This window comes from Mesorhizobium sp. WSM4311, from assembly GCF_002295115.1.
Taxonomy (GTDB): Bacteria; Pseudomonadota; Alphaproteobacteria; order Rhizobiales; family Rhizobiaceae; genus Mesorhizobium.
The window spans coordinates 116,446-139,644 of record NZ_NSFV01000008.1 but is presented as its reverse complement, the minus strand read 5'-3'; the positions used below and the strand labels follow the sequence as shown (position 1 = coordinate 139,644).

17 protein-coding genes are annotated in these 23,199 nt (G+C 62.4%); 3 read left to right on the top strand and 14 right to left on the bottom strand.

The genetic code is table 11. From position 1 onward, the window contains the following. Positions 1 to 309: 309 nt before the first annotated feature. From CK226_RS21850 to CK226_RS21795, 12 genes are all read right to left on the bottom strand, one after another. On the bottom strand, positions 310 to 1,113 hold the full coding sequence (locus CK226_RS21850; RefSeq protein WP_245437813.1) for a DUF1445 domain-containing protein: 804 nt from the start codon (positions 1,111 to 1,113) through the stop codon (positions 310 to 312). Positions 1,114 to 1,291: 178 nt separating this feature from the next. Beyond that, on the bottom strand, positions 1,292 to 2,107 hold the full coding sequence (gene sctT, locus CK226_RS21845) for a type III secretion system export apparatus subunit SctT (RefSeq protein WP_095788779.1): 816 nt from the start codon (positions 2,105 to 2,107) through the stop codon (positions 1,292 to 1,294). 9 nt (positions 2,108 to 2,116) lie between these two features. Further along, entirely contained in the window at positions 2,117 to 2,386 is a 270-nt protein-coding gene (locus CK226_RS21840; RefSeq protein WP_095774393.1) for a flagellar biosynthetic protein FliQ, read from the bottom strand. Between the two features lie 18 nt (positions 2,387 to 2,404). Then, positions 2,405 to 3,058, bottom strand: coding sequence for a type III secretion system export apparatus subunit SctR (sctR, locus tag CK226_RS21835; RefSeq protein ID WP_095774392.1), 654 nt, complete (start codon positions 3,056 to 3,058; stop codon positions 2,405 to 2,407). Then, a complete protein-coding gene (sctQ, locus tag CK226_RS21830) occupies positions 3,051 to 4,025 on the bottom strand; it encodes a type III secretion system cytoplasmic ring protein SctQ (RefSeq protein WP_179296502.1) in 975 nt (324 codons plus the stop codon). Before sctQ ends, sctR begins: the two co-directional genes overlap by 8 nt. 152 nt (positions 4,026 to 4,177) lie before the next feature. Continuing rightward, positions 4,178 to 4,666, bottom strand: a complete 489-nt coding sequence (locus CK226_RS21825; RefSeq protein ID WP_095793050.1) for a hypothetical protein — start codon at positions 4,664 to 4,666, stop codon at positions 4,178 to 4,180. Next, the gene (locus CK226_RS21820) at positions 4,653 to 6,011 is read right to left on the bottom strand and encodes a FliI/YscN family ATPase (RefSeq protein WP_095793049.1); all 1,359 of its coding nucleotides are present in this window, start codon (positions 6,009 to 6,011) and stop codon (positions 4,653 to 4,655) included. Before CK226_RS21820 ends, CK226_RS21825 begins: the two co-directional genes overlap by 14 nt. Beyond that, positions 6,008 to 6,628, bottom strand: coding sequence for a type III secretion system stator protein SctL (sctL, locus tag CK226_RS21815; protein WP_095793048.1), 621 nt, complete (start codon positions 6,626 to 6,628; stop codon positions 6,008 to 6,010). The genes CK226_RS21820 and sctL overlap by 4 nt, the downstream gene beginning before the upstream one ends. A gap of 4 nt (positions 6,629 to 6,632) precedes the next feature. Beyond that, a complete protein-coding gene (locus CK226_RS21810) occupies positions 6,633 to 7,250 on the bottom strand; it encodes a SctK family type III secretion system sorting platform protein (protein ID WP_095793047.1) in 618 nt (205 codons plus the stop codon). Then, complete coding sequence (sctJ, locus tag CK226_RS21805; protein WP_095793046.1) at positions 7,247 to 8,083, bottom strand: type III secretion inner membrane ring lipoprotein SctJ; 837 nt, start codon at positions 8,081 to 8,083, stop codon at positions 7,247 to 7,249. Before sctJ ends, CK226_RS21810 begins: the two co-directional genes overlap by 4 nt. A 10-nt stretch (positions 8,084 to 8,093) precedes the next feature. Next, complete coding sequence (locus CK226_RS21800; RefSeq protein WP_142887647.1) at positions 8,094 to 8,714, bottom strand: hypothetical protein; 621 nt, start codon at positions 8,712 to 8,714, stop codon at positions 8,094 to 8,096. Between the two features lie 19 nt (positions 8,715 to 8,733). Continuing rightward, positions 8,734 to 9,315 (bottom strand): type III secretion protein, encoded by a 582-nt coding sequence (locus tag CK226_RS21795; RefSeq protein WP_245437812.1) that lies wholly within the window; start codon positions 9,313 to 9,315, stop codon positions 8,734 to 8,736. A gap of 201 nt (positions 9,316 to 9,516) precedes the next feature. Here CK226_RS21795 and CK226_RS21790 point away from each other — a divergent pair, with 201 nt between their 5' ends. Further along, entirely contained in the window at positions 9,517 to 10,329 is an 813-nt protein-coding gene (locus CK226_RS21790; RefSeq protein ID WP_348629096.1) for a L,D-transpeptidase, read from the top strand. Positions 10,330 to 10,332: 3 nt separating this feature from the next. Continuing rightward, positions 10,333 to 11,259: a LysR family transcriptional regulator gene (locus tag CK226_RS21785; protein WP_095774384.1), complete on the top strand. Its 927-nt coding sequence runs from the start codon at positions 10,333 to 10,335 to the stop codon at positions 11,257 to 11,259. Between the two features lie 13 nt (positions 11,260 to 11,272). Here CK226_RS21785 and CK226_RS21780 read toward each other — a convergent pair whose 3' ends face one another. Continuing rightward, complete coding sequence (locus CK226_RS21780) at positions 11,273 to 21,832, bottom strand: LysM peptidoglycan-binding domain-containing protein (RefSeq protein ID WP_095793044.1); 10,560 nt, start codon at positions 21,830 to 21,832, stop codon at positions 11,273 to 11,275. A 76-nt stretch (positions 21,833 to 21,908) separates the two neighbouring features. Beyond that, positions 21,909 to 22,784 (bottom strand): MurR/RpiR family transcriptional regulator, encoded by an 876-nt coding sequence (locus CK226_RS21775; protein WP_280951481.1) that lies wholly within the window; start codon positions 22,782 to 22,784, stop codon positions 21,909 to 21,911. A 197-nt stretch (positions 22,785 to 22,981) separates the two neighbouring features. Here CK226_RS21775 and CK226_RS34475 point away from each other — a divergent pair, with 197 nt between their 5' ends. Then, positions 22,982 to 23,164 carry a hypothetical protein gene (locus tag CK226_RS34475; RefSeq protein WP_142875995.1) on the top strand — a complete coding sequence of 61 codons (183 nt, stop codon included), beginning with the start codon at positions 22,982 to 22,984 and terminating at the stop codon, positions 23,162 to 23,164. Positions 23,165 to 23,199: the final 35 nt, after the last annotated feature.

Here is a 23,199-nt window from a genome sequence, read left to right as displayed (position 1 = left end):
GATAGTGGGTCTCGCTGTGTAGCCCTCTCCCGACTCCAACCCTAGAATTCGTATTGCTCAAGTTCGCATAGCTGCGGATAGAGACATCGAACTTCCATCATAAGCGAACGCAATTCACCTGGAGGCGCAAGGCAGAAAGTTCGAAAGGCTTCCAGGAACCCCCAAATTGCAGAACCGCTTTTGGGGTCGCAAGCGGACTGACGGGTTCGGGGCTAGACCTGAAAAGCCGACGGATGCTCCCAACATGTCTCGGTCGTCAACTTCCGAACATGAGGACAACGGTATCGCTGGATGCCAGAACCGCTGCTATCACACCTTGAAAGTGCCCGCATCCGCTTTGGCGTCGACGTCGGTAATCAACATATGCCCTGGCGATACCGTGATCGAGATCGCGAGTTCGGCGCGAGCAAGTGCATCTTGCGCGGTCAGGCTGCTGGCCCAGAACACTGGGACCTCCCCTTCCAGGATTTCGACCGCATCGCCCCAATCGGGAGCGGTCAGATCTCTTACTCCGATAATCGATGGATCTCCGACATGGATGGGAGAACCGTGGGCAAGCGGGAAGCGTGCGGTGAGGGCGCGAACCTTGTCGACATCGCAGCGTCTCATGGGACGCATGGACACGACCATCTCGCCACCAAAAGGTCCCGCGCCGCGCGTCATGATCTTGGTCCGAAACTTTGGGAGGGCTTTGCCGTGGCCGATGCTGCGGAGCTTGACGCCCTTTTCCACGAGGGCCGCTTCGACGGTAAGCGCACTGCCGAGCGCGAAGGCGGCAAAATCGTCCCGCCAAAGGTCGATGATATCTGTCCTCTGACGGATCACCTCCCCAAAGTGATAGATATTGTATTGCGGAGCATCGGTGCGGATATCGATATCGCCTAGCGCTGGAAGCAATGGGCTGCCGGCGCGGCCTACCGCGACCAAGGGGCAGGCTTTAGGGTTGCGGACGCAAAACTGATGGAAATCGCTTGCAAAGCGACGGGGCACAATCACGACGTTGGCTTGAAGCTTGCCTCCTGCAAGCCCTCCTGTGCGCCCTTCATATTCGCCCGTCCTGACCAGTGTCCGCAGTTTGTCTGCATTGACTAGCCGCAAATTGTCATAGAACAATGAAGTGACTTGGCGAGGCATGGTTTCCGAAAATACGCACGTTTCAGGAAAGAGTGTAGGATCATAGCGACCTAGCGGATTGTCAAATCAACAGAATCTTTCCTCGTCGATAAATTGTATTTATTGCTTAGATGGCAAAGTCTAAGTTATTAGCAGTTTTGCATAGACATACTGACTCTCACTGACAATCGCGGCAGCCGATCGCTTCGATCTGCCGGCCCGCTTCGTGCAGAAAGGCGAGATCGCGATTCATGTAAGAGAGAAGGAAAGCCGCGTAGAGGACGAAGACGAGGCTGAAGACCAATGTCTTGACGACCAGCGAAAGCGCAAAAACATTCAGGTGCGGTGAGGCACGCGCCAGGAAGGCCAGCACAATATCAGACAAGAGCATGCTGATGATGAGCGGGAAAACGAGGGTCAGCGCCATCACCAGGATGCGGTTCATGAGATCGAGAAAGATTCCAGCCGCGTCCTTGCTGAACACAGGCAGAAGATGATCGATCGGCCAAAGACCATAGCTGTCGTAGAGGCCTGTCAGCGAAAGCTGCAGGCCGCCGGCTGCAAGGTAGATCGTGACCATGATGATGGCGAGCAAGGTGCCCGTGGCCCCTGTCTCATGGGTCATCATCGGATCGATCAGCGCACCCATCGAGGAGCCGCGCTGCAGATCCAGTATATCGCCCGCCGCTTCCGCCGCCCAGAACGGTATGCCCATCGCCAGCCCGAGTGTCACCCCGACCACGACCTCCTTGAGCATGTACAGCACGATCATCGTCATCGGCAGATCGGTGGTCGTCAGCTTGCTCACGATCATCGGAAAGACCGGAACCGCCAGCGCCAACGCAACACCATTGCGCAGAAGCCCTGACAGGGGCACACGCGAAAAAAGCGGCATGAGCAGCATGAACCCGGTCATGCGCGCCAGCGCGAAAGCACCTGCCAGAAGATAGAACTGGAGCTCTTTGACCGAGGTGAAGAGCGGTTCGACCGGCATCCTCGTATCTCAGCGGGTGACGATGGGAAACTCGTCCAGCGCGGTCGACGCCTGTTGCGCAATCTGCTGCGCGAGCAATGGACCAAAGACGATGATAACCAGAAGGATGACGACGAGCTTTATCGTCTGCGGCAGCGACTGATCTTGAATCTGTGTCAGTGCCTGGGCAAGGCCGACGAGCACGCCGACGGCCAGTGCCGCGACGATGGCCGGGCTGGAGGCCAGCAAAACCGTGAGAAGAGCGCCTTGGACCTTCGCCAGAATAAAATCATTGCTCATGCGAAAACCCCGGCGGCGTCATGAGTAGCTCAGGATGAGGCCATGCATCAGCCGCGACCAGCCGTCTATCGCGACGAAAAGGAACAGTTTCAGCGGGATCGAAATCAGGACCGGCGAAACCATGATCATGCCGAGCGTCATCAGCACGTTCGCAACGACGATATCGATGATCAGGAAAGGCAGATAAAGTAGGAAGCCGATCTCGAAGGCACGGGTAAGCTCGGATGCGACAAAGGCAGGGACAAGGATTGACAGGTCGTCGTCCTTGAGGTTTTGCCGCGCCTGTTCCGGCCAAAGGCGGTTCGTTCCGTCGAGAAAGAATTGCCGCTCCTGCGGCTGGGTGAACTTCATGAGGTGGCGCTGCAACGGCTCCCTGACGAGTTGTGCTGCCCTGGCAAGGTCATCCGTTGTCTGGAACTGCACCTGCCCTTCCTGAAGCCGGCTCGACATTTCGCTCAGCAATGGCGTGGTGACATAGACCGTCAGCACGAGCGCTATGCCATAGAGCACCAGATTGGGCGGCATCTGCTGAACGCCGAGCGCGTTGCGGATGAGGAACAGCACGACCGATATCTTCAGGAAGCCCGTCATCGTGACGACTGCCAGAGGCAGCAACCCAACCACACCGACGGCGATAAGGATTCCAAGCAGGTTGGGCGAGTTATCAAGCATTGTCGAACATGCGCAGGACCCGCACGCCCAGGCTTTCTCCGATCCGCGCGATCTCGCCGCGGCCGACACGCCTGCCATTGGCAAGGATGTCGACAGTCGCCTCGGTTACCTCGACGAGCGGAATGATGGCGCCGGGCGCAAGCTGCCTTACTTCTCCAAGAGGCATTGCCGTGCGGCCGACCTCGAAGGCAAGGACGACCGGCAATTCGTCCAAAGTCGATTCTTCCAAGGTGTCCGGCGGCGGCGTATTCTGGTTCATGGCCCACTCCCAGTTCGATCCAGTGATTGCGGTCGGCGCGGCAAGCAATTGCGGGCCGCCGGCGGTCAGGCCCACCGGCGCGAAAAGGCGCTCGGCAATGATGAGCGTCGCCACGCCCTCTTCCGCCGTGTCGTCGAACAGCACCACATCGTCAGCCTGCAGGCTTTGAAGCTCGCCAATGGTGATCGCAAGCGGACCGCGCCAAAGACGGACCGACAGCGGAAATTCGGCCGGGATCGGCGGCCTGGTTTTGCCGAGCTCGTCGAGAAGGCGGCCGATCCGTACCGGCAGACCGGTGTCATTCGTCGTCAGGACGCAGCCTATGGTGTCATCCTTGTCGGTCAGGGCGAAAGCGAATGGAGTTTCCCCCGAAACGGCATCTGCCGGTGCCAGCGAGGTGATCGCGATCTTCTCGCCCAGTCTGGCCTCGATATATTCGAGATCGTCTTCGAACGTGGCCTCCAACAAGAGCGCGGCGTGGGCCGGCGCAAGCCGTTTCATATCGACCGCCCCGTCGACCCTGGCGAGACCTCGCTCGACAACAGAAAGCGGCAGGCGCAATTGCCCGGCCATGTCCCCGACAGTGAAGCCAACAGCGCATAGCGGCTGGTTCGCGGAATTCAGCCCCGGCCAGGCGGCCGCGATCGCCATGGCCTTCCCGGCAATCGTGATCTGCGCGGCAGTGCGGCGACGGTAGAAGGCGTTCAACGCCCCGACATCCGCGGTCGCTACGGTTGCTAAAGTCAGTGGCTCTCCGCTGCTCGACTGTGCCGCCGCGCGTTTCGCCGGTTTTGCCCGCGCTTTCGTTCTTGCCGGCGCGAAGTCTTGAGGCATCACATCCATATCAATCACGGATTGGGCTATCGTTCTGTGGACAAGCGCGGCTGGCCGCGCTCCTCTTCCTCGGAAAGCTCGGCGAGGGCCTGGCGGCGACGCGCGTTGCGTTTGGCCAATTGCTCCGACAGCCTGTCCAGCTTGGTCACAGCCTTGATGCTCGCACGGTGGTCGTTGCGGGCTGCCGACAGCTCGACTTTCCGTCGCTTCTCGACGACGCCGGCCATTTTCTCGCCTTCCCGCAACTGCCCGGTTTTCCTGGCGGCGACCTCGAACCGTCCCTGCAGCCGGTGGAGGCTGGCGGCATTCACCGGCTGCCCGACCAGCGCATCGAAGGCCGCATCCTCGGCGTTAGCAGTGCGCAGGAGGTGTTCCGTGACGGCCGCGGCCGCCTCCTGAACTTCCCTCGCGGCCTGGTTGGCGGCGGCGCGCCTTATGATCACCTCTTCCTGTGCGCGCTCCTGGCGGCGGCGTCTGAGGTCGCGCAGTCGAGCGATCATGTCAGGCTCCTTCATTGACGATCTCCCGCATGCGCTGGCGTGTCCCGTCGATGGTCTCATATGTTGCGGACGGCTGGCGCAGGAAGGCGTTGATGGCATCGATCTTCGCTACCGCCTCGTCCGCCACGGCATCGCTGCCCTTTTCGTACTCGCCGACGCGCAGGAGCAGTTCGATGTCGGCATAGCGGGCGAGCAGTTCGCGCAAGCGGCCGGCGTCAGCCCGATGTGCCGGCGGCACGACGGCATCCATCAGGCGGCTTCGGCTGCGCAGGACGTCGATGGCGGGAAAATGGTTGCGTTGCGCAAGCTCGTTCGACAGGAAGACGTGGCCGTCGAGCAGCGCCTGGATTTCCTCGGCGACCGGATCCAGCGTGCCGTCGCCTTCCAGGAGAACGCTGTAGAGGCTTGTGATGGACCCGACTCGACCGGGGCCCGAGCGCTCGAGCAGACGCGGCAGGACCGCAAACAGCGAAGACGGGAAACCACGGCGCGTCGGCGGCTCGCCCGAGGCCAGGCCGATCTCGCGCTGCGCACGCGCAAACCGCGTTATGTTGTCCATCGCAAGCAGCACATGCTTGCCCTGGTCCCGAAAAAATTCGGCTATGGTTGTCGCCACATAGGCGGCCTTGACACGCTCGATGGCGGGCCGGTCCGAAGTCGCGACGACGACGATCGCCCGCTCGCGCCCTTCCGATCCAAGCTGGTGTTCGAGGAATTCACGCACCTCGCGCCCGCGCTCGCCAACCAGGGCGACCACGGCGACATCGGCGTCGGTGCCGCTGACGATATCGGAAAGCAGGATGGACTTGCCGACGCCTGGCTCGCCGAAGATACCGACGCGCTGCCCGCGTGCGCAGGTGAGCAGCCCGTCGAGGGCGCGGATTCCGAGCTGGATCGGCTCGGAAATCAAACTGCGCTCCAGCGGGGATGGCGGATAGGCATTGACCGGATAGCTGCCGACAATGCCGTCCGGCGAAAGCGGCTTGCCATCCAAAGGTTCGCCGAACGCGCTGATCACCCGGCCCAGAAGGCCGGGGCCGACGGGCACCAGCTGGTCCTTCCCGGTCGCAACGACTTCGGTTAGGCTTGAAAGCCCGGCCAGATCGCCCAGTGGAACAAGGACCGCCATCTCATCCATGAGGCCTACGACTTCCGCCTTGGTCGTCCGGCCGGTTCTGGGGTCGACCAGCTCGCATATCTCACCGATCCTGGCTTCTTCGACGGTCGCATGAATGACCGTTCCGGTGACCCGCCGGACACGTCCTTTGCGGGGACGGCTCGAATCGTCGCGAAGGCCAGAACGGAGGTTTGGAATGATGGACGCCAGACGGCTTTCGATATCGATGGCGGGACCTGTCATGCCGGCGCCTCGGCCCTTGACCGGATTGCGGCGGCGACGGCATCGAGCTGGGCGTCGATGCTGGCGTCAATGACGGCGATATCGGTCGAGAGGATGCAGGCCGGCGGCGCCAGCGCATCATCCGCATCGATTTCAACCATCATGCCCAGATCGCTGTTGCGCAAGACCGTGTCCAGCTCCTCGCGGACCCGGTCCACGGAAGCGGGATGGACACGGATTTTCAGATATCTGGCACGGCGAATTTCGGTCACGGCCTGTCCAGCAGCCCTCGCGACAAGCGTGCCGACGTCGAACTCCCCCAGAATTCGCCTGACGACCTCGAGGGCGAGCCCGGTGACTTCGGCTTCGAGCCCGCCGAGATAGCGATCCACCTTGACTGCCGTTTCGCTTATCAGCCGGCTGGCATCCGCGTCGCCTTGCGCCTTGCCGTCCTCATAACCCTGAGCGTATTCGGCTGCGTAGGCGCGCCGGGCGGCTTCGCGCATTTGCTGGGCATCACGCCTCGCGGCATCGAGAAATGCATATCCATCCTGCCAGGCCCGCGCTTCAGCGGCGCGCAGGATGCGGGCATAGGGGCGCCTTGGTATTTCAACGGTCGCGGTGTCCGCTTCGGCCATCGCGCTAACCCATCGCTCGCCGCACAATTGCCGGACCGGCCTCGATGAACGGCTTGGCGGTCCGGTCGACGAATTCGTGCGGCATGAGCTTGATGCGGACGCGCGCGCCTGTCTCGCGGGGCATCGCCTGGCACCATCCGCCAAGGCAGCTCAAACCATCGGCATAGACACGACCGCGGATATCCTCAAGCGGGTGCAACGGCCGCGTTGGACCGGCCAGATCGCGATTGGCAACCGCAAAAGTGCAGAGATCCGCGCCCAGCGCAGTCTGCAACGCATCGGCTTCGCGCCCGTCAATGGCGGCGGCAAGATTGCCGGCCCAGTAGATCGCACCCGAGCGAAGAGCTAGGTCCTCCAATTCCTCGCCCGACGACAAGGCAATCGCCCGATCCACGTAGTCCGACGGTTCATCGGTCGCGCAAGAGAGCCGGTAGTGATCGAGCAGAAGCTTCGACAACCGCTCATGCAGGCGTTGCGACTGCAACATGCGCTGGCACGCAGCTTCGCTGATCGCATCGTCAAAGCATTCGGCGAGTCGGGCCGCGTCCGCATAGGATGCGAGGCTAGAGATGAAGGCCTGCCATTCCGGGCTGGCCGCTTGCTCCGAGCCGGCCCCGGTCATGCCTTCCTCGCGGGGATTGCGGAAGCTTCAAGGGCGTAGACATTAGGCCGTCGGTACCACTGCAGGTACGCCAACCGGGCGGCCAGCGCGAGTATCGCGGCCGCCATGCCGTAGAACAGCCACATCGCCGCCGCCACGCTGTCCGGATGCAGCCAGAGACCAAGGAAAGTTATGAACCCTGGCTCAGATTCCTGCTCCGGGGCGGTCGCGGCGACCGAAATGAGCGTGACGGAGACATTGTCGTAGGTCAGCCCGGCGATGCCCTTGGCCACCAGCATCTTGACCTGCGGGATCAGCTCGTTCATCGGCACCGATGCGCGATGCCTGATGAATACCGACGCGGACGACGGCACCAACTGCTGCCTCAGCGGATCATTCTCGGGCAGGACCAGGTGAACCCGCGCGGAAAGCACGCCGTCGATTTCGGAGATTGTCTGCGACAGCTCCTGGCTCAGGCCATAGATCATCGTTGCCCGCTCTTCCACCGGCGAGGATACGAGCCCGCCTCTCTTGAATACGTCGCCGAGCGTCTGGAATTCCTGTTTGGGTAGACCGCTTTCGTCGAGAAGGGCCATTGCCTCGGCAAAGCGGCCCTTCTGCACCGAAACCGTCATCTTGCCGTCCTTGCCGGCCTCGCGCTGGGCCAAAATCCCGTGACGCATTAGCGTGGCCACGATTTCGTTGGCCTGCCGCTGATCGAGGTTGGAATAGAGTTCCACCGAACAGGCCTGGAGCATCAGCATGCCGGCGACGACAAGCGCCACGCGGCACCGTGCGGCACATCGATTGAACAGCGCCGACCGTCGCGACGGGAACAATTCGGGCACGAGCATTCCGCGGCGCCTACTGTTGCTTGATCAACGTGCTGGTGGACGACGTCACGGCCTTCACGCTGCTGGTCACGACTTCCAGATTGGCTGCTGCCCACATCACCGAAATGGATCGCTCGAGCAGGTGCTGGGCATTCTTTGCCGGCGCATTTTCGGCTTCCTTGCCTGCCGCGGCGGCATCCGGCGTGGCGGCGGTTTCGGCTTGCGCCGGGATGTTCGCCTTGCCAAGGGCCTTTTGGACCTGCTGCATGGTTCCTTCCAGCGACTGGACAGCGGAGCCGAACAAGGCCGAGGGATCCGTGGCCGGGCCCCCTCCGGTCTTTTCCACCTCGGCCAGATAGTCGAAGAGTTTGCGCTCAACGATCGGCTCCGTTCTTCCCGGTTTTGAGGACTGTCCAGCCGTTGCCGGACTGGCGCCGGACGATGCCTGTGCCACCTGCTGACCCGCACGTGTGGCGACATCACCGCGCTCAGGCGTGTTGACCTTCGCGGCGTCGTGCTTTTCCTGCTTGGCTCCGACCATTCCGTTGCCAGGCTGCGCTGCAGGGCCGGCGGTGATCTGCTGTTGTGAGCTTATGCTGGTGGTCAAGTTTGCAAGCGTAGCTTCCAGAGCTCCAATCGGCGCGATTTGCATGGACCTGCCCTCCTCTTTCCTAGTTCGGTTGGGCGGAGGGGACATTATACACCTCCGCCTGCGTTCCGCGGAAAACGCGGACCGAAACAACTTTGCCCGGCTCTTGCTTGGTGCCCGTCGCCGCAGGAACTCCGAGCGTTTTCCTGACCAGTTCGATGTAGGAGGGCGGCCCCGACACCGAGACGACGTCATCTTGCCTGGAGACCTTGGTCGGAAACCTCGGATCGATGACGCCCAGCCGCGAAAGCCGATCTTCCGCGCCAGCGACCGTGTTGGCATCGAGCGGGATCAGTTCGGTCTGGATTTCAGCTTCGGTGGCGACGTTCATGACGATACCGTCGAAATGCCAGACCAGACCGTATCGATTGCAAATATCTTCCAGAAATTCGCGCGCCGTTCCAACTTGCATACCGGCGCTCAAACGTCCCTTAACGAGCTTGCTGACGCGCATCGGCACCCGCATGTTGCGGCCAAGCTCGGCGAGCGCATCCGTCACCGACTGGTCGATGGTGATATATTTGTAGGGGCCCGCGGGCCAGCGCGGCTCGGCGGCGTTCGCCTGCGAAGCAGCAAGCGTGAACAGCAGGATCACACCAGCCATGAAGGCAGCGTTGGCTCCCGATAACCGGTCCACGAGGCAGGTAACGCGACCCGTCAAAATTGATCCTATCACGGACGCGCGGAGCTAGCCCGCGTCGCCCGTCTCATGGGTTACCCGCCAATTTCACCCTATCGCGTGCGTCGCTAAAATGGAAGTCCAATTGGATTGAACTCACGTAGTTAGTTCCAAATGTTGCGGTCAGTGAGCAAAGCGATATGGTGCGGGCTGGAATCGGGCAGCGAAGGCTCGCGGTCGCCGGTTTGTTGCTCGGATTTGAAGGGATCAGCCCAGGTGGCGGCACGCAAGAACCTGCTCTTGAGCCTGAATGGTCCGACCGGCATTGCTTGGCAATGGCCCCTGATCGGGGAGCGGCTCGGCAAGGGCTTGGGTGAATCGGTTCTGGTCGCTGCCACGTTGACTGCCGCGATGGCGCCGGCGCAAGGTCAATCGAACAGCGGCTACGACCCGAGAAGCTGGAGCTACGATCAAGCCCGAAATGTGCTTGTCTCGCCATCCGCCCCCGGCCAGGCCTCGGATGGCGAAATACGGCCGGCATGGTCGGCAATACCGAGGGAGATCGTCGATTTCGCTGAGACGCAACCGAAGGGATCAATCGTGATCAACACCAGGGAGCGGCGTCTCTATTACATATTGGGAAACGGCAAGGCGCTGCGATATGCGGTCGGCGTCGGCAAGGAGGGTCTGGAATGGTCCGGTCGCGACACGATTTCGAGCAAGAAGGACTGGCCGGATTGGCGACCACCGGCCGACATGCGGTTCAGGGAAGCATCGAAGGGCCATTTGCTGCCGGCGCGCGTCGCAGGAGGACCGAACAACCCGCTGGGCGCACGCGCGCTCTACATCGGCAACACGCTTTATCGCGTTCATGGCACCAATCAGCCATGGACCGTCGGGCAGGCCAATTCCTCCGGTTGCATTCGAATGACCAATGAAGACGTTATCGACCTATATGACCGAGTGAAGATCGGCGCCCAGATTATTGTCCGGCATTGAATCGTGATCCCTTTCAACATCAAGCAGCTTGAAACCTTTCTCCTGGTGGCGACTTTCGGAAGCTTCCGAAAGGCTGCGGAACGCTTGAACACAACGCAGCCGGCGGTATCGACCCGGATAGCCAGTCTGGAAGAAGCGCTCGGCGCCAAGCTGTTCGAAAGGCAGAGCAGCACCGTAAGGCTGACCGCCGAGGGACAAAGGCTGCTGCCGCCGGCGCAGCGGGTCCTGCGTGTCGCCGAACGGCTGCAATTGACCGCAAGCTCCCTTTCGGAAACAGCGGGCGTGCTCAGGCTCGGGGTTGCCGAGACCATCGTGCACACCTGGCTGGCGGATTTCCTTAAGGAATTGCAGGCGAACTATCCGCTCGTCGATACCGACATCGTCGTCGACACGACGACGACGCTGCGCAATGAGCTCATGTCCCACCGGCTTGATCTTGCGGTGCTGATGGGCCCCATTCAGGAATACAGCATCGAGAATATGGAGCTGCCCTCCTTTCCGCTCGTATGGGTCTGCTCGCCGTCCTTGAAATTGCCCAATCGAGGCAAGCTGACGCTAAGCGACCTGATGCAATTTCCGATTATCAGCTATGCGCGCACGACGAGACCCTACAGCGAACTTTACCGCAAGCTGACCGGCGAGCTTGAAGCGACGCCGCGTATCTTTCCGGCCAATTCGCTGGCCGCCTCCATCACGATGACGCTGAACGGGATCGGTATCGCCTCCCTCCCCAGGGAAGTCGTTCAGGATCATACTGCCAGCGGCTCGCTGCGCATCGTCGATTGCGAATGGCATCCCTCCGACCTGCGGTTCACCGCTTCATACTCCTCCGAACCGTCCAATCCGATAGCGGAGCGTGCGGCAAAGCTGGCCGGCTGCATCGCACATGCATTCGCCGCAAGAATCGGCAAGGCCCAACCTGCCGATTAGAACCCGCGCCGTCTCAGCCAACCGCCGCAATCGGCAGGTAGATGCGGTCGCCGGAGAAAATCATATCCGGGCTTAGAATATGATCCATGTTCAGCACCACCGTATCGGCAACATCGGCTGAATGCGCCTTGGCGATCAGGCGGATGCTGTCACCGTTCCTGACCTCGACCCACTGATAGCCGTCCTGCTCCAGTGTCGGGTTCGTGCGGCCCTGCGGATTGCTGCTGCCTTCGGGATGAACCTCGACATAGTTGCCGGAAGCCCAGCCGCTGTGCATTTTGCCATCCGTTCCGAAACCTTCGACGGCTATCCAGGCCTTTCCCGACGGGTCGGTCGAAGGCCTCGCGGTCTGTTCGACGAATGAGCCGGGTCGCAGCACCGTCACCACGGCGGCGTCGCCCTCGGGCTGGCTCCGCAAATTCAGGCCATCGTCCGCCGACACCACAAGTTGCGGGAAATGTTCGGGCGGGGTCTTCGGTTCGTCTGGGACATCCGGGTGATCGTCGGGCTGCTGGGAGGACGCATCGCCATCCGGCTTGTTCGGATCGGGCGGGGCGACCGTCTTGGGGTCCCAAGGTTGGGCGAGCAGCGAGTCCAGTGAGAAGAGAAGCATTCCGATGCCGAAAGTGATGCCCAGCGTCCAGCGATCCCATGCAGCCCATTTCTTGTCGGACTTCGCAGCGGCCGCGATATCGGCATCGGTTCGCGGCACCGAACGGCGGTTCATCCGGTCCGTCCTTATCGCCGACGCCCAGAACTCCGCGCAGCCGAACGTGAACATGGTGCCGGCGACCGTGGCGATCGGCGCCGGCCAGGAGTGAAGTGTATAGACAGCGCAGCCGAGCACATAACCGGGGCCAGCCAGATGCTCGGCCAGGTTCCGGATCACCGGCCTGCCGGTGAACGACTGCAGCATTGACTTCGTGCCATAGACGACGTTGCCGAGCGAGAACGTGCTGTTGACGACAAGATCCTTGCCCTGGACCATTCCGGTCGCGGCCCCTGGCGCCGCGGCAATGAACGTGGCGCCGCCAAGCGCATTGAGGAACCGCCCGAACGGCCTGTGGCTTGCCGTCGCGTTGGGAAAGATCGCCTGCGTGCCGAACACGAAGCCCCGCACGCCAAACGCAACCGCTCCGGCGGTGGCGGTCCAGGTCGGAGGCAACGAGCTCCACAGCACGTAGGATGTGGTCGACATGCCGCCAAAGGTGGCGAGAGCCTGAGCGTTTTCGCGCATCCTGGTGTGGCTCAGCGCCAGATCGACGCCGGCCGCCTGATCCGGCGTCAGCGCCTTTTTATGGGTAGCCCGAAAGGTTGTCACCTGCAGCACGGAAAGCGCATTCGTCTGCTCCGTCGACATCCAGGTAAACTGCGTGGGCGTGAACTTGCGCAACTGGCCGGGGCTCAGTTCGCCAAGCTGCTTCGGCGTCAGGGCGCCGATCTGTTGCCTGGTCAGCGCCTCGATCTGATGAACGGTCAGGGTCCCTAGCTGCTCACGCGTCAGCGCCGATATATGGTCCGGCGACAGCTTTGCCGTTGTCGCGGGATTGCGTGCCGCGACAAGGTCGGGATTGAACGCCGCGAACTGCGTCCCATCGAGATGGCCGAACTGGGCAGGTCTCATGGCCGCGAACTGTTCCGACGTAAAGGCGTTGCGCTGCTCATCGCTGAGCTTGGCGATCTGGTCAGGCGTCAGCTTGCGCACTTGCTCCAAGGTCAAGGCAGCGAGCTGCTCGGGCGAGAAGGCGGCAACCTGATCCGGTCGCAAGCCGCTGATGCGGCCAGGCGCAATGGCCTGTAATCTGCTTGGCCTGATCGCCTGGAGCTGTTCGCTGCTCAGCGCCCGCAACTGCTTCGGCCGCAGCGCCGCAAGTTGATCAATCGTCAGTTGCCCGATCTGCTCTGGGCTCAGTGTGGCAACCTGCTCGGGCGTCAGCTTGGCGATGTGCTCCGGCTTGATGGCGTGCAACTGCGCGCCGGTCAGCCCTGAAATCTGATCGGTGGAAAATGCCCTGACTTCCAGCCCGGTCGGCGCCCGTACCGGTTGGGCATGTCCCGGTTGCGCTGCGGAACTCGCCGGAAGCTCAAGGCTGACGATCCTTCCGCTTGCCGGGTCAAAAACCGCCCTGCCGTCGTCGGACGCGGGCGGCCAAGTGACGCTCGGCGAGGACGTGTCGGCCGAAGTGTCCACCACCTGCGGCGTTTCGTTGGCCGTCACGGATGGCGTCTCGTCGACCACCGCTTCGGTTACCGGCGCCTCCGTCGGAGCGCCGACATCCCAGAATTCGTCGGCTGGCCGCAAGATGATCTGCGGGCGTTTCGGCGTCAATGCGCCTGGAGCAACGGCATCCTCGTTGCGGGTAAATCCGCTGACGAAGGTGCCGTCTGGGCCCATCATCCGCCAACCATGGACCTCGCCCCACGGTATGCTGCCGTCGACTGCGGTCTCGTCGACACGGGCCATCCTGTCGCCGACAGGCCGGCCCATCGCCTCGAACTCGGTCGGTACGTGGAGGCGCGGCCGGCTCGGATTCAATGTGTAGAGATAGGTGTAGCCTTGCTGGCGCGCGGCCCGCGACTCCTCCGAGACGAAGGCCTTCGCCCCTGAGACCGACTGGCTCGTGCCAACGAAACGGCCATGGGTATTGCCCATGACATAATTGCTCAGCGCGATGCCTTGCGGGTTGTCCACCCAGATCCCTGTCGGCAGCGGCGGCGAGAAGCCTCCCGCGTCCCTGATCTCGCCCGGCGAGCGCGTGTCGGCGCGGAAAACATAGGGGCCGACATTGCCGCGCAACGGTCGGCCGACATTGCTTGCTCCCTCGTCTACACCAGCGGGCTGATCGCCCTCTTCCGGACGATCCAGGCTTCCCGGCACGTGTTCGTCGGAAGCACCGCGTATCCAGGGCAGCACCACAGCTTCGCCCGTACTGGGGTCGTACACCAGTATGTGCGTCTTGTCCGCTAGCTCCGGGGCGTCGCCCCACGCCCGTGGACCGTCGGAAGGCGGAACATAGACCCGTTCCGGTCCCCTTGGCTCGGTGCCCAGCATCGCCGCCGTGATCACCTTGCCGCTCTCGTCTTCGAGCTGGATAGTTCGGCCCGAACTGCTTTTGGTCGCCGCGGACTGGGATGGTGAAGTTGCAGCGGCAGGTTTGTTGTGTCCGAAGATGTTGCCGACGATCCCGGCATCATCGAGCGCCCCTTGCAACTCGGGCGAAGGCGGCGCGTCAAGGAAAACCCAGCGCGGTTGATAGCCCGGGTTCTCATCCCGCAGCGCCACATCCTTGTTGATCTGCTCCTGCAATTTCGGCGTGAGCGGCACTTCGCGCATCTGCGCGACACCGTTGATCGTCGTCCAGCGATGGTAGGTCTTGACCTCGATGGCTTCGATCACGTCGTCGCTCTTGAAGACGGGCGCATCCACATACCGGCCACCCGCGCCTGAGACGGGGTGGGCTCCACCCGGGTTGGCATCGACCGGAAAATGCGCTTCTCCAGGCGACCCATTGAGTTCGCGCGTATAGATCTCGCCGGCCTTCCATTTCTCGGGCTGCCGCATGTTGCGGACCTGTTGCAGCGAATAGGTCGTTGGAGGCGCCGTCTCGATCGCCTTCCTGACCGGCGTTGCCGCCGGCGACACGGCCTCGCCCTCCGGCCGACTGCCCGGAACATGGTCCTCGGAGGCGCCGCGCATCCATGGCAGGACGTATGCTTCTCCGGTCTCCGGATCGCGGAACAAAATATGCGACTTGTGCATCAACTCCGGTTCGTCGCCACGCGCCGGTGGTCCGTCGGCGGGTGGCACATAGACATTCTCCGCGCTCTTCGGCAGCGGTCCATAACGGGTTGCCGTCACGGACTGCCCGTGCTCGTCCCTGATCTGAATCGGGCCGTTTCGGCGGCTGCCCACCTGCGAGGAGAGGAACGTCAGCACACCGTCGGCGACGTTCTGGCGCATGAAGCCGCCATCGACGATCGACGGGCCGAATTCCGTCCGGAACTGCTCGATCGCGGTGCGCTGATCAGGTCTTGCGTTTTTTTCCAGTCCGCCGAGGAACTGCTCCAGGGAGGCTTTGCCGCCCTTCGGGATGCCTGTCGCCGCGCCGTCATGCGAGGTTTCCACGGCATGGGCAAGCCAGGCCGGGACCGTCAGTTCCTCGGTTTGCCCGTCGGCGCGATCGAAGGTCAGTGTCGCGGTTTCGTTCTTGGCGATCGAAGGAGCCATGCTGGCCGCCTTGGACTTGTACTGGACCCTCACCTCGGCGCTGAAAGTCAGCGCACCCGCGGGCAGAGGATGCGTCGACAGTGAAACCGTGTAGCGCGTGGCCGGGCTGCCATGCGAACCGTAGAGGTTCTTGTAGATGTTGCCGGCGCTCGGCATGTACCGGGACTGAGGCGGTCCGTCGGGTTGGAAGCGTGCCGGAAGCCATGATTGTACTGTCGATTTCACCTTGTAGGTCGCGGACGTGACCATCCGGTCGGGATTGAAACCCAGCACGCCCGGCAGGTTGTTGTGATCGTTGAAGATGACGTCGACCAGCATCGCCTCGGGATTTACAACGCGAGCCTTCTCGCCGGTCAGCAAAACGATGTCTGCCCTGGCCGCCTTGCCCGGCACTGCCGAAAGACGCAATCCGCTCAGCGTCGGCTCATCGACCAGAGAAACCGTGTTCGACGGATCGATCTGACCGGCCTTGACGAGGTCACGGATCGAGCGGATGCCATCGCCCTGGCCGATGGCTGCGATCAGTTCGGACGCCTTCGCCGGGTCCTTGACCGCGAACTGGATCTTCAGGCTTGTCGAGCCGAGCGCGGACTGGATCTGGTCGAATGCCTGCGTCGACACTATGTCGCCCGGCTGCAACGTGTCCTTGACAGACAGTTCCGGGCGCCTCTCGAAGCCGACGCGTGGCATCTCGCCCACCGCCGCGACGTGATTGGCTACGATCGGCAGGCGTATGCCGGCCTTGGTCTCGGTCATGACACGATCGAACGGAAGCGCGCCTTGCAGCGTGACATGGCCGGAGCTGTTTTCCGCCGGCACCCCAAAGAAATCATGCTGGCCGGGCGCGAGGGTAGCCTCCTTGCCAGTCAGCGAAGGCTTGTAGATCATCTCGATCACAGTGCCTTCGCCGTCGGGTGTCACCCCGACGATAGCGGCATCGACCGGATTGGCCTCATAGCCGCTGGCATCGTGGAATATCGCCTTGCTCGCCGCCGCCGACAGATCGCTGCTGCGAACCGGGAAGGCCGTCTGGTTGGACACCGGCCACACGCCGGCCTGGAGGCTTGTGATATTCCTGTATTCGCGTGCCCGGTAGGATACGACGCCCTGGGTGCCGAGCGCGTCCTTGAACGGCGTCAGGCTGCGTTGGCTGACGCTGTCGACGATCGACCACCCGATCATGCCGAAATCGGTCTTGGTTCCGACACCGAAGCCAACGGCCGCAATTGTCGGCGAGCCTATCCCGAATGCGTCGCCGGTGTTCAACCGGACCCGGAAGGTGAGGCCGGCGCGGAAGTCCGGCAGTACGTCACGAAGCGGCGTGCGTGGAACCTGGACGCCGTCCGGGCCGTAGCGCTCGGCCATCTCGGCGCTGGAATAATAGCTTTTCTCCTGCTCGTAGCGAGCCACCAGCTGCTCGGCGCTCAGGCCGTCGAGATAGGCCGAGGACGTCTTCGGATCCTTGCCGCTGGTGTAGACGTAGCCGCTCGTGTCGCGTTCGGGCATGCCGGCAAAGCTGCGTGTCTGCGGATCCCAGACCAGGCGTACCGGTCCGTCTTTTCCTGTCGGCTCACCCGGCACCACGATGGAGTCGCCATCAGCGGGATGCGGTGTGCCCTGGGCAGTCGAGCCATCAGAATCGCGGCCCGTCAGTACCGTCGGATCATTGCCGCCGGCGTCATCGCCCTTGATCGCTTCTCCCGGGATCACCAGGTGGCTGGGGTCATGGAAGACCTGCTCTCCCGTCGGCCGGTAAACGCCATCGGCGCCCATTTCATAGATATTCATCGGGCGCCCGGAGGAGCCGGGGCCAAGCGCCGGCGGCGACTGCCTCGGTCCCTTGCCGCCGGGCGGCTGCTGATGCGGACCGCCATTGCCCGGCGGCGGGTTGGCGCCGGGGCCGTTGGAGCTCGCCTGTGTTCCCGTTCCTGGCCGCATGGTGCGCAGACCGTGGATGCCGAGCCCCGTGCCGGTGACGCCAGTGCCAAGACCCGTCAGCGCGTTGGCAAGCTGGAGACCGTTCATCTGGTCCCCGTTGGCGGCGAGATCGTACCCGGATGTCGCCAGCAAAGGTGTGCCGACAATCACCGAGCCGACGTCCAGCCCCCACGCCGTCTTGTTCAGTTTGGCGGTCGATTGCATGTAGGTGCGGGTTTCTGACGCCAACGCCCAGTTCGACCGTGTCGCGCCTATGCTTCCGGCGAAGGCGCGGGGGCTGGCAGCAAGGCCTGCCAGCAATGACTCGCTCTTCGCCGCCATGCCGATGGTGCGCAGGCCGCTGGAGGCCACGGGCAGAACTGTTGTCGCGGCGCTTGCGATATTCGTGAGCGATTCGGTGTCGTACCACTCGCCACCGTGATCCAGGTGGTTGGCCTCGTTTATAACGGCTCTGGCTCCGAGATAGGCCGCGCCCGTATAGGCCAGCGGCGCGGCGACCGGCGCCGCTGGCGTGAATGACAGGATGGTGGCAATGCCGGTACCGATGCCAACCAGCGGATCGACGACCTTATCCCAGACCGAGACGTTTCGCGCTTTCACCACCTCAAGCGCGATCTTGCCGTCGGCGCCGGCCTTCATCTCCAGGTTTTTGGGAACGACAAGCTTGCCGTTCTCGCCAAACTGACTGTTGTTGTCCTGGAAATCACCAAGGTCATCGAACTTCTTGCCAGTGGCATCGACATATCGGGTGTTGCCGTCCCCGTCGCGCACCGCAAAGAGAGTAACCTGCTGCGTTCCGACCTGGTCGTCGACATAGAAGATCGGCACGCTGCGCACATACGGATTGTTGCCGCCGATATCGCGGATCTCGTCCGTCACATTGTCTATCGCGTCGCGCCCATCATCGGTCGAACTGTCCAGGCCGAGCTTCTTGGCGACCGTTTCATCAAGGGCCGCGCCCGGCTGTTGCCTGAACTCGTTGTCGTAGCCGTTGGCGAGCAACTGCTGGAACCTCGGCTGATACATGCCGTCGAGCGCCTGCGGCTCATGCTTGTCCAGATAGGTCTTGTCGACCGTGGTGTTGTCATCCACCAGCAGCGAAGGCTCGCTGAGCCGAAGCTCGTGATAGTCGCTGAAGCCTTGCACCACCCTGCGCAGATCCTCGGCCTGCGATATCTGAAGCCTGACGGCACCCAGCTTGAGCCTGGCGACCGCGACTTCGGGGTCGACCCAGCGGCCGCTGGTATCGTCATCTTCCGTGTCAAGATCGATCCAAACCGCCTTCCCGCCCTTGGTCAGCGCATCGATCCCCGTCTTGGCGTAGTTTTGGGCAACGTCGGGCGCCACCTTGATCTTCTGCCCGCCGACATCGATCTCGACCGGCTGCGCGCCATCGGGTAGCGTGCCCGCGGGAGCATCGACCGTTCCTGGTTTGTGGTTCGTCAGCGCATTGTCGAAATTGGTCTGCAGCGTCGGCAGTTGGGTCTTGAGGTCGGCAATGCTGTTGCCGAGTTGCTTGTCGAGGACGTCGTTCAGGCTCTTTGCCGCCTGTTCCTCGCTGGCCTTTACCGATTGCAGACCATTTGCCGTGCAGACTTTTGCGTTGGCATCGTAGCCGGCCAGAAGCGTCTGCCAGTCCTTGTTGAGTTGGCGATCGCGATATTCGTCCCGGACATTCTTGTCGGTCAGGCTGTAGGTCAGCTGCTGTTCGGTGGTTCCCTCGTCGAAATGGTTGACCACCCAGAGCTGGCCGTCACGGATCTCCAGTGTCGAGCTCTTGTAGTGCCCGAGGTAATCGCCGCTGATGCGATTGTACTTCTCGTCAAAATTAAACTTCTGCTCGCCAAGATACTCGTTGGACAGCTTCTGCTCGAGATCCGTCTGCCGCGCATTGACCTTGGTTGCGTCGGCATGGGCGTCGAAATAGTTCTGGTAGGCCTGAGCCAGTTCGAGTTGGCTGCCTGCCGTCGTCTGTAGGCTCGTGAGCTCCTTGTATTCCTTCGAGTCCTTGGGAACGCCGTTGAGCTCGGCCTGCCCTACCAGGAAGTCGACGGTGAGCTTGTCGCCCTTGCTCAGATGCAGGCCGACCTCGGAAAACAGCTTGTCGACGGCAGAGTGGTCGGCGACGCTTTGATCGCGTTGCGGATGAAGGTCGGGAGTGCCCCGCGCGCTGACTGCCGGCGCGTTCGGATCGCCCAGCGGGGTTAGCGGACCCTGCCCGGCGATGGCGTCCTTAAGGACGCGCCCGGCGTTCTCATATTCGCCGCGGGCATCCCGCGCGTTCTGCAGCAAGGTGTTGGCCTTGGTCAGCCGCTCGCGCGCATCGGCAAGCGTGCCTTTCGGTTTCTGAGCGTTCCATTGCAGGCCGTGCGGCGCCAACGCCTTATTCAGGATGGTCTGCGCGCCACCGACGCCATCCTTGTAGGCGGGATCGAGCATATCGACGTTGAGCTGCTCCTGCTCCTGGCCCGCCAGAGCCCGCGTCTCGGTGACGCGCGACAGCGCGATGTTCTCGTCGATGATGGCCTGAGCAACCTGGGGATCGACCCAGGTCCAGACGCCGTCCATCTTCATCGGCATCCACTTTCCGCCGGAGGGCGCGTTGCCCTGCGGTGGATCGCCGAGTGGATCGACAACCCTGTTCTGTCCGTCAAGCTTGGGCGTGACGGGCTTACCCAGGTGGTATTTGTCGATCAGGTCCTGTTTGTCATGTCCGGCTTTTTGCGCGGCGGCGATCAGGCTGGGCAAGGTCTCCCCGGCCAACAACCCCTCGACGAAGGTCTTCACGACCTGGCTTTCTTTTGCCTCCTTGGCATCGCTGCTGTTGGGGTTTGCCGCCAGCAGTGTCTTGGCCAGCGATTCCTCCGTGCTTCCTGCCTCGATCTGCAGGTCGGTGCCGGTGGTGTTGTTGTGCAACGTCGAGCTGCCATCGGGCTTGGTGGTCAGGGTATAGCCGTTGAAGGTAACCTTCACGGTCGTGCGCGTACCGTTATCGATGGTGACCTTTTCTCCGGTGTCGATGATGTCCGGATCGCGGTGCGAGCTGAAAAGCTCCGGATTCGCGCGCCTGAGATCATCCAGCGTCACGCCATATTGCTGCGCGATAAGGGTCAGGTTGTCGCCCGCCTTGACCTCGTATTCGACAGGCTTGCCGCCATTGATCTTCTCGGTGATCGTCGTCGTCACCCGGCCGTCCTTGTCGGTGACGGTCTTGGTCTCGGTTCCGTTACCATCGACGGATTGCGAGGTTTGCTTGCCGTCAGCCGTGGTGGTGACGGTGCGTACGTCGTGCTGATAGTCGTGGGAGTAGACGGTCTTGTCGCCGCTGCGCGGATCGACGATCTCGACCGACTGCGCGTCGCTGCTGTCGGTGGCCTTGACCTGATAGCCGGCGCCTTCAATCTCGGCGATCACCTGTTGGTCGGTGAGGCCATTTTCCTTTGCGATCTGGTCGATGCTTTTTCCGTCGGCAAGGCCTTGCCTGATGTTCGGCGTGTCGGATCCGCCTGGATCCTGGGCGGGCGCCAATATGGTTTTGCGGCCGTCCGGACCTGTGACCGTGGTCACGGGAAGAGAAGGACCGGCGCCCGGCGTCACGGTTTCCACCGACGCTCCATTGGGCAGCGACGTCCGCTCGGTAACGGTTCCGGTCCCGAGGTCGTCCTCATAGCGCGTCGTTAGGGCGCCGGTGTCTGAATTGTAGCTGGTGGTTTCCTTGCGTCCGAGCCCATCCCGGACCGGCGAGGTGGTCGTCGCGCCGCCGGGCTGTTCCTGGACGGTCGCATAATAGCTGTCGTGCTGGTAATCATAAAACTGCGTGACGGTGCGGCCGCTGGCATCCGTGATTTTCGTCGTCTGCGTGTCGCCGTTCGGCGCGCTTCCATCCGACACGGTCATCCCGCCGGACCTGAGCGCGGCGATAACCTGCTCGCGTGTCATATGGCGGTCAGACGCGATCTGGTCGATGCTTTTGCCTCCGGTGACGTCGTTGACGATATCGCGGGCGGTGTTTGCTGCTGCGGGATCGTCCCTGGTCGGACTCCCATCGAGGTCCACCAGAGTCACGGCCGGCGTCGCGAGATTGGTGTTCACGTAGAGTGCCGGCGTCACCGTCGTGCCATTGCCGGATGTGCCATTGCCGGCGTTCGCAACATTGACGCCCGGTGTCGCCGGTGCCGGTGCCGTTGCCGGCTTCGGCTGAAGGGAACTCAATTGCGTGTTTACATGCGCCAGTTCCTGGCGAGCCTGTGCCGCCCAATCGCGCTCGCCCATTCTGTTGGCGAGCCTGATCTGATCGCGCAGTGCCGCCGCCTGCGCCTCCAGCCGTGCTACCTGGGCGGCATCCGCGTTGGCATTGACCTTCTGTGTCTGGAGGGGCGGCTTGGTGAGCGTTATCGGGCGAACCATCTGGACGACCTCCGGAAATCACTGTTGCCGGCAGCCCGGCCGCCGTCACACCCGCCCCGATCGCAGCCTTCCGCTATTATCGAGGGGGCTTCCAATAGATGCCGAAAGCAGCAAGCTGTTCTTCCGACTGTTTCACGCGCTCCGCGGCATCCATTCCGGAGCGCGCCGCCGTCAGCGCCGCCAGGATTTCGACGGCGGCGAATGCCGGCGCCATGCTTCGGAAGAATGATTGCGAATTGGAGGTGACGATGATCGCTTCCCGCGCAATCCGGGTCAGCGGCGACACGCTGCTGTCGGTGATCGCCACCACGCCGACGCCCTGCCGGGCCGACTGGCGCGCCACCTCTATCGTCGTGCGCTCGTACGGCGACATGCCGACGGCAAGGAGCACGTCGCCGCGTCCCGCGTGCTGAAGGGCCTCCAGACCTTGTCCGGCCATCTCGCCGACCAGCATCACCTTGCGGCCGCCGCTATCTGCGAACGACATGATGTCAACGAAATGGCTCGTGACCGGATAAGCCGAGCGTAGGCCGAGGCCGAAAAGATTGCGCGATCCCGCAACGAGGTCGGCGGCTGCGATGAATTGCATGGCGCTACCGTATTCGCCAAGACTTGAGACCTGCGCGGCGAGGGCGTCGGCAACGACGCCGACCGTCGAGAATCCCGAACCGCCGTCCCGTTCGATGCCCTGTCGTGCCGGCAATCCTCCTGTCGTCTCGCGCAGCGCGCGCGCATAAAGGCTGCGCATGTCCTCATAGCCTTCAAGGCCGAGCCACCGCGCCAATCGCATCATCGTACTGTGCGAAACACCGGCCTGCTGGGCCTGCTCGCGCATCGACATCAGCGCCACATCCTTGGGATGATCCAGCACAAAACGCGCCGCGATCCGCAGTTGCGGCGGCATAGTCTCAAACCGTTCGGCCAACAGCTCCGCCAAAGGACCTTTTTCCATTCCCAATCACCCCATTCACCCCATCGCTCAGGCTACTCCGCGAACGCCTCGAACGCAACAGTTGGAACAAAAATGGCTCACATATTCCAAACGGACTTTCATTTTCGATCGCCCTGCCCTAGATTGCGACTGCAAGGTCCTGGACCGCATGCACGAGCCTGGGCTTGCAACCTGAACAGCCCCTCAAGGAGACAATGATGGCTGCCACCCCTCCCATTACATCCGGTTCTGCAGGGTCACCGGAACAAAACCTGGACAAGATGATCAAGCAACAGGAACGCATGTTTAACCTGGAGATCACGAAAGATATCGCGAAATCACAGCATGACATGCTGATGAGCACCGCCAAGACGCTCGGCGAGTCGGCTGAGAAGGCCTGACGCGAAGCATGCTCAAATCTATGCGCCGCCGACAG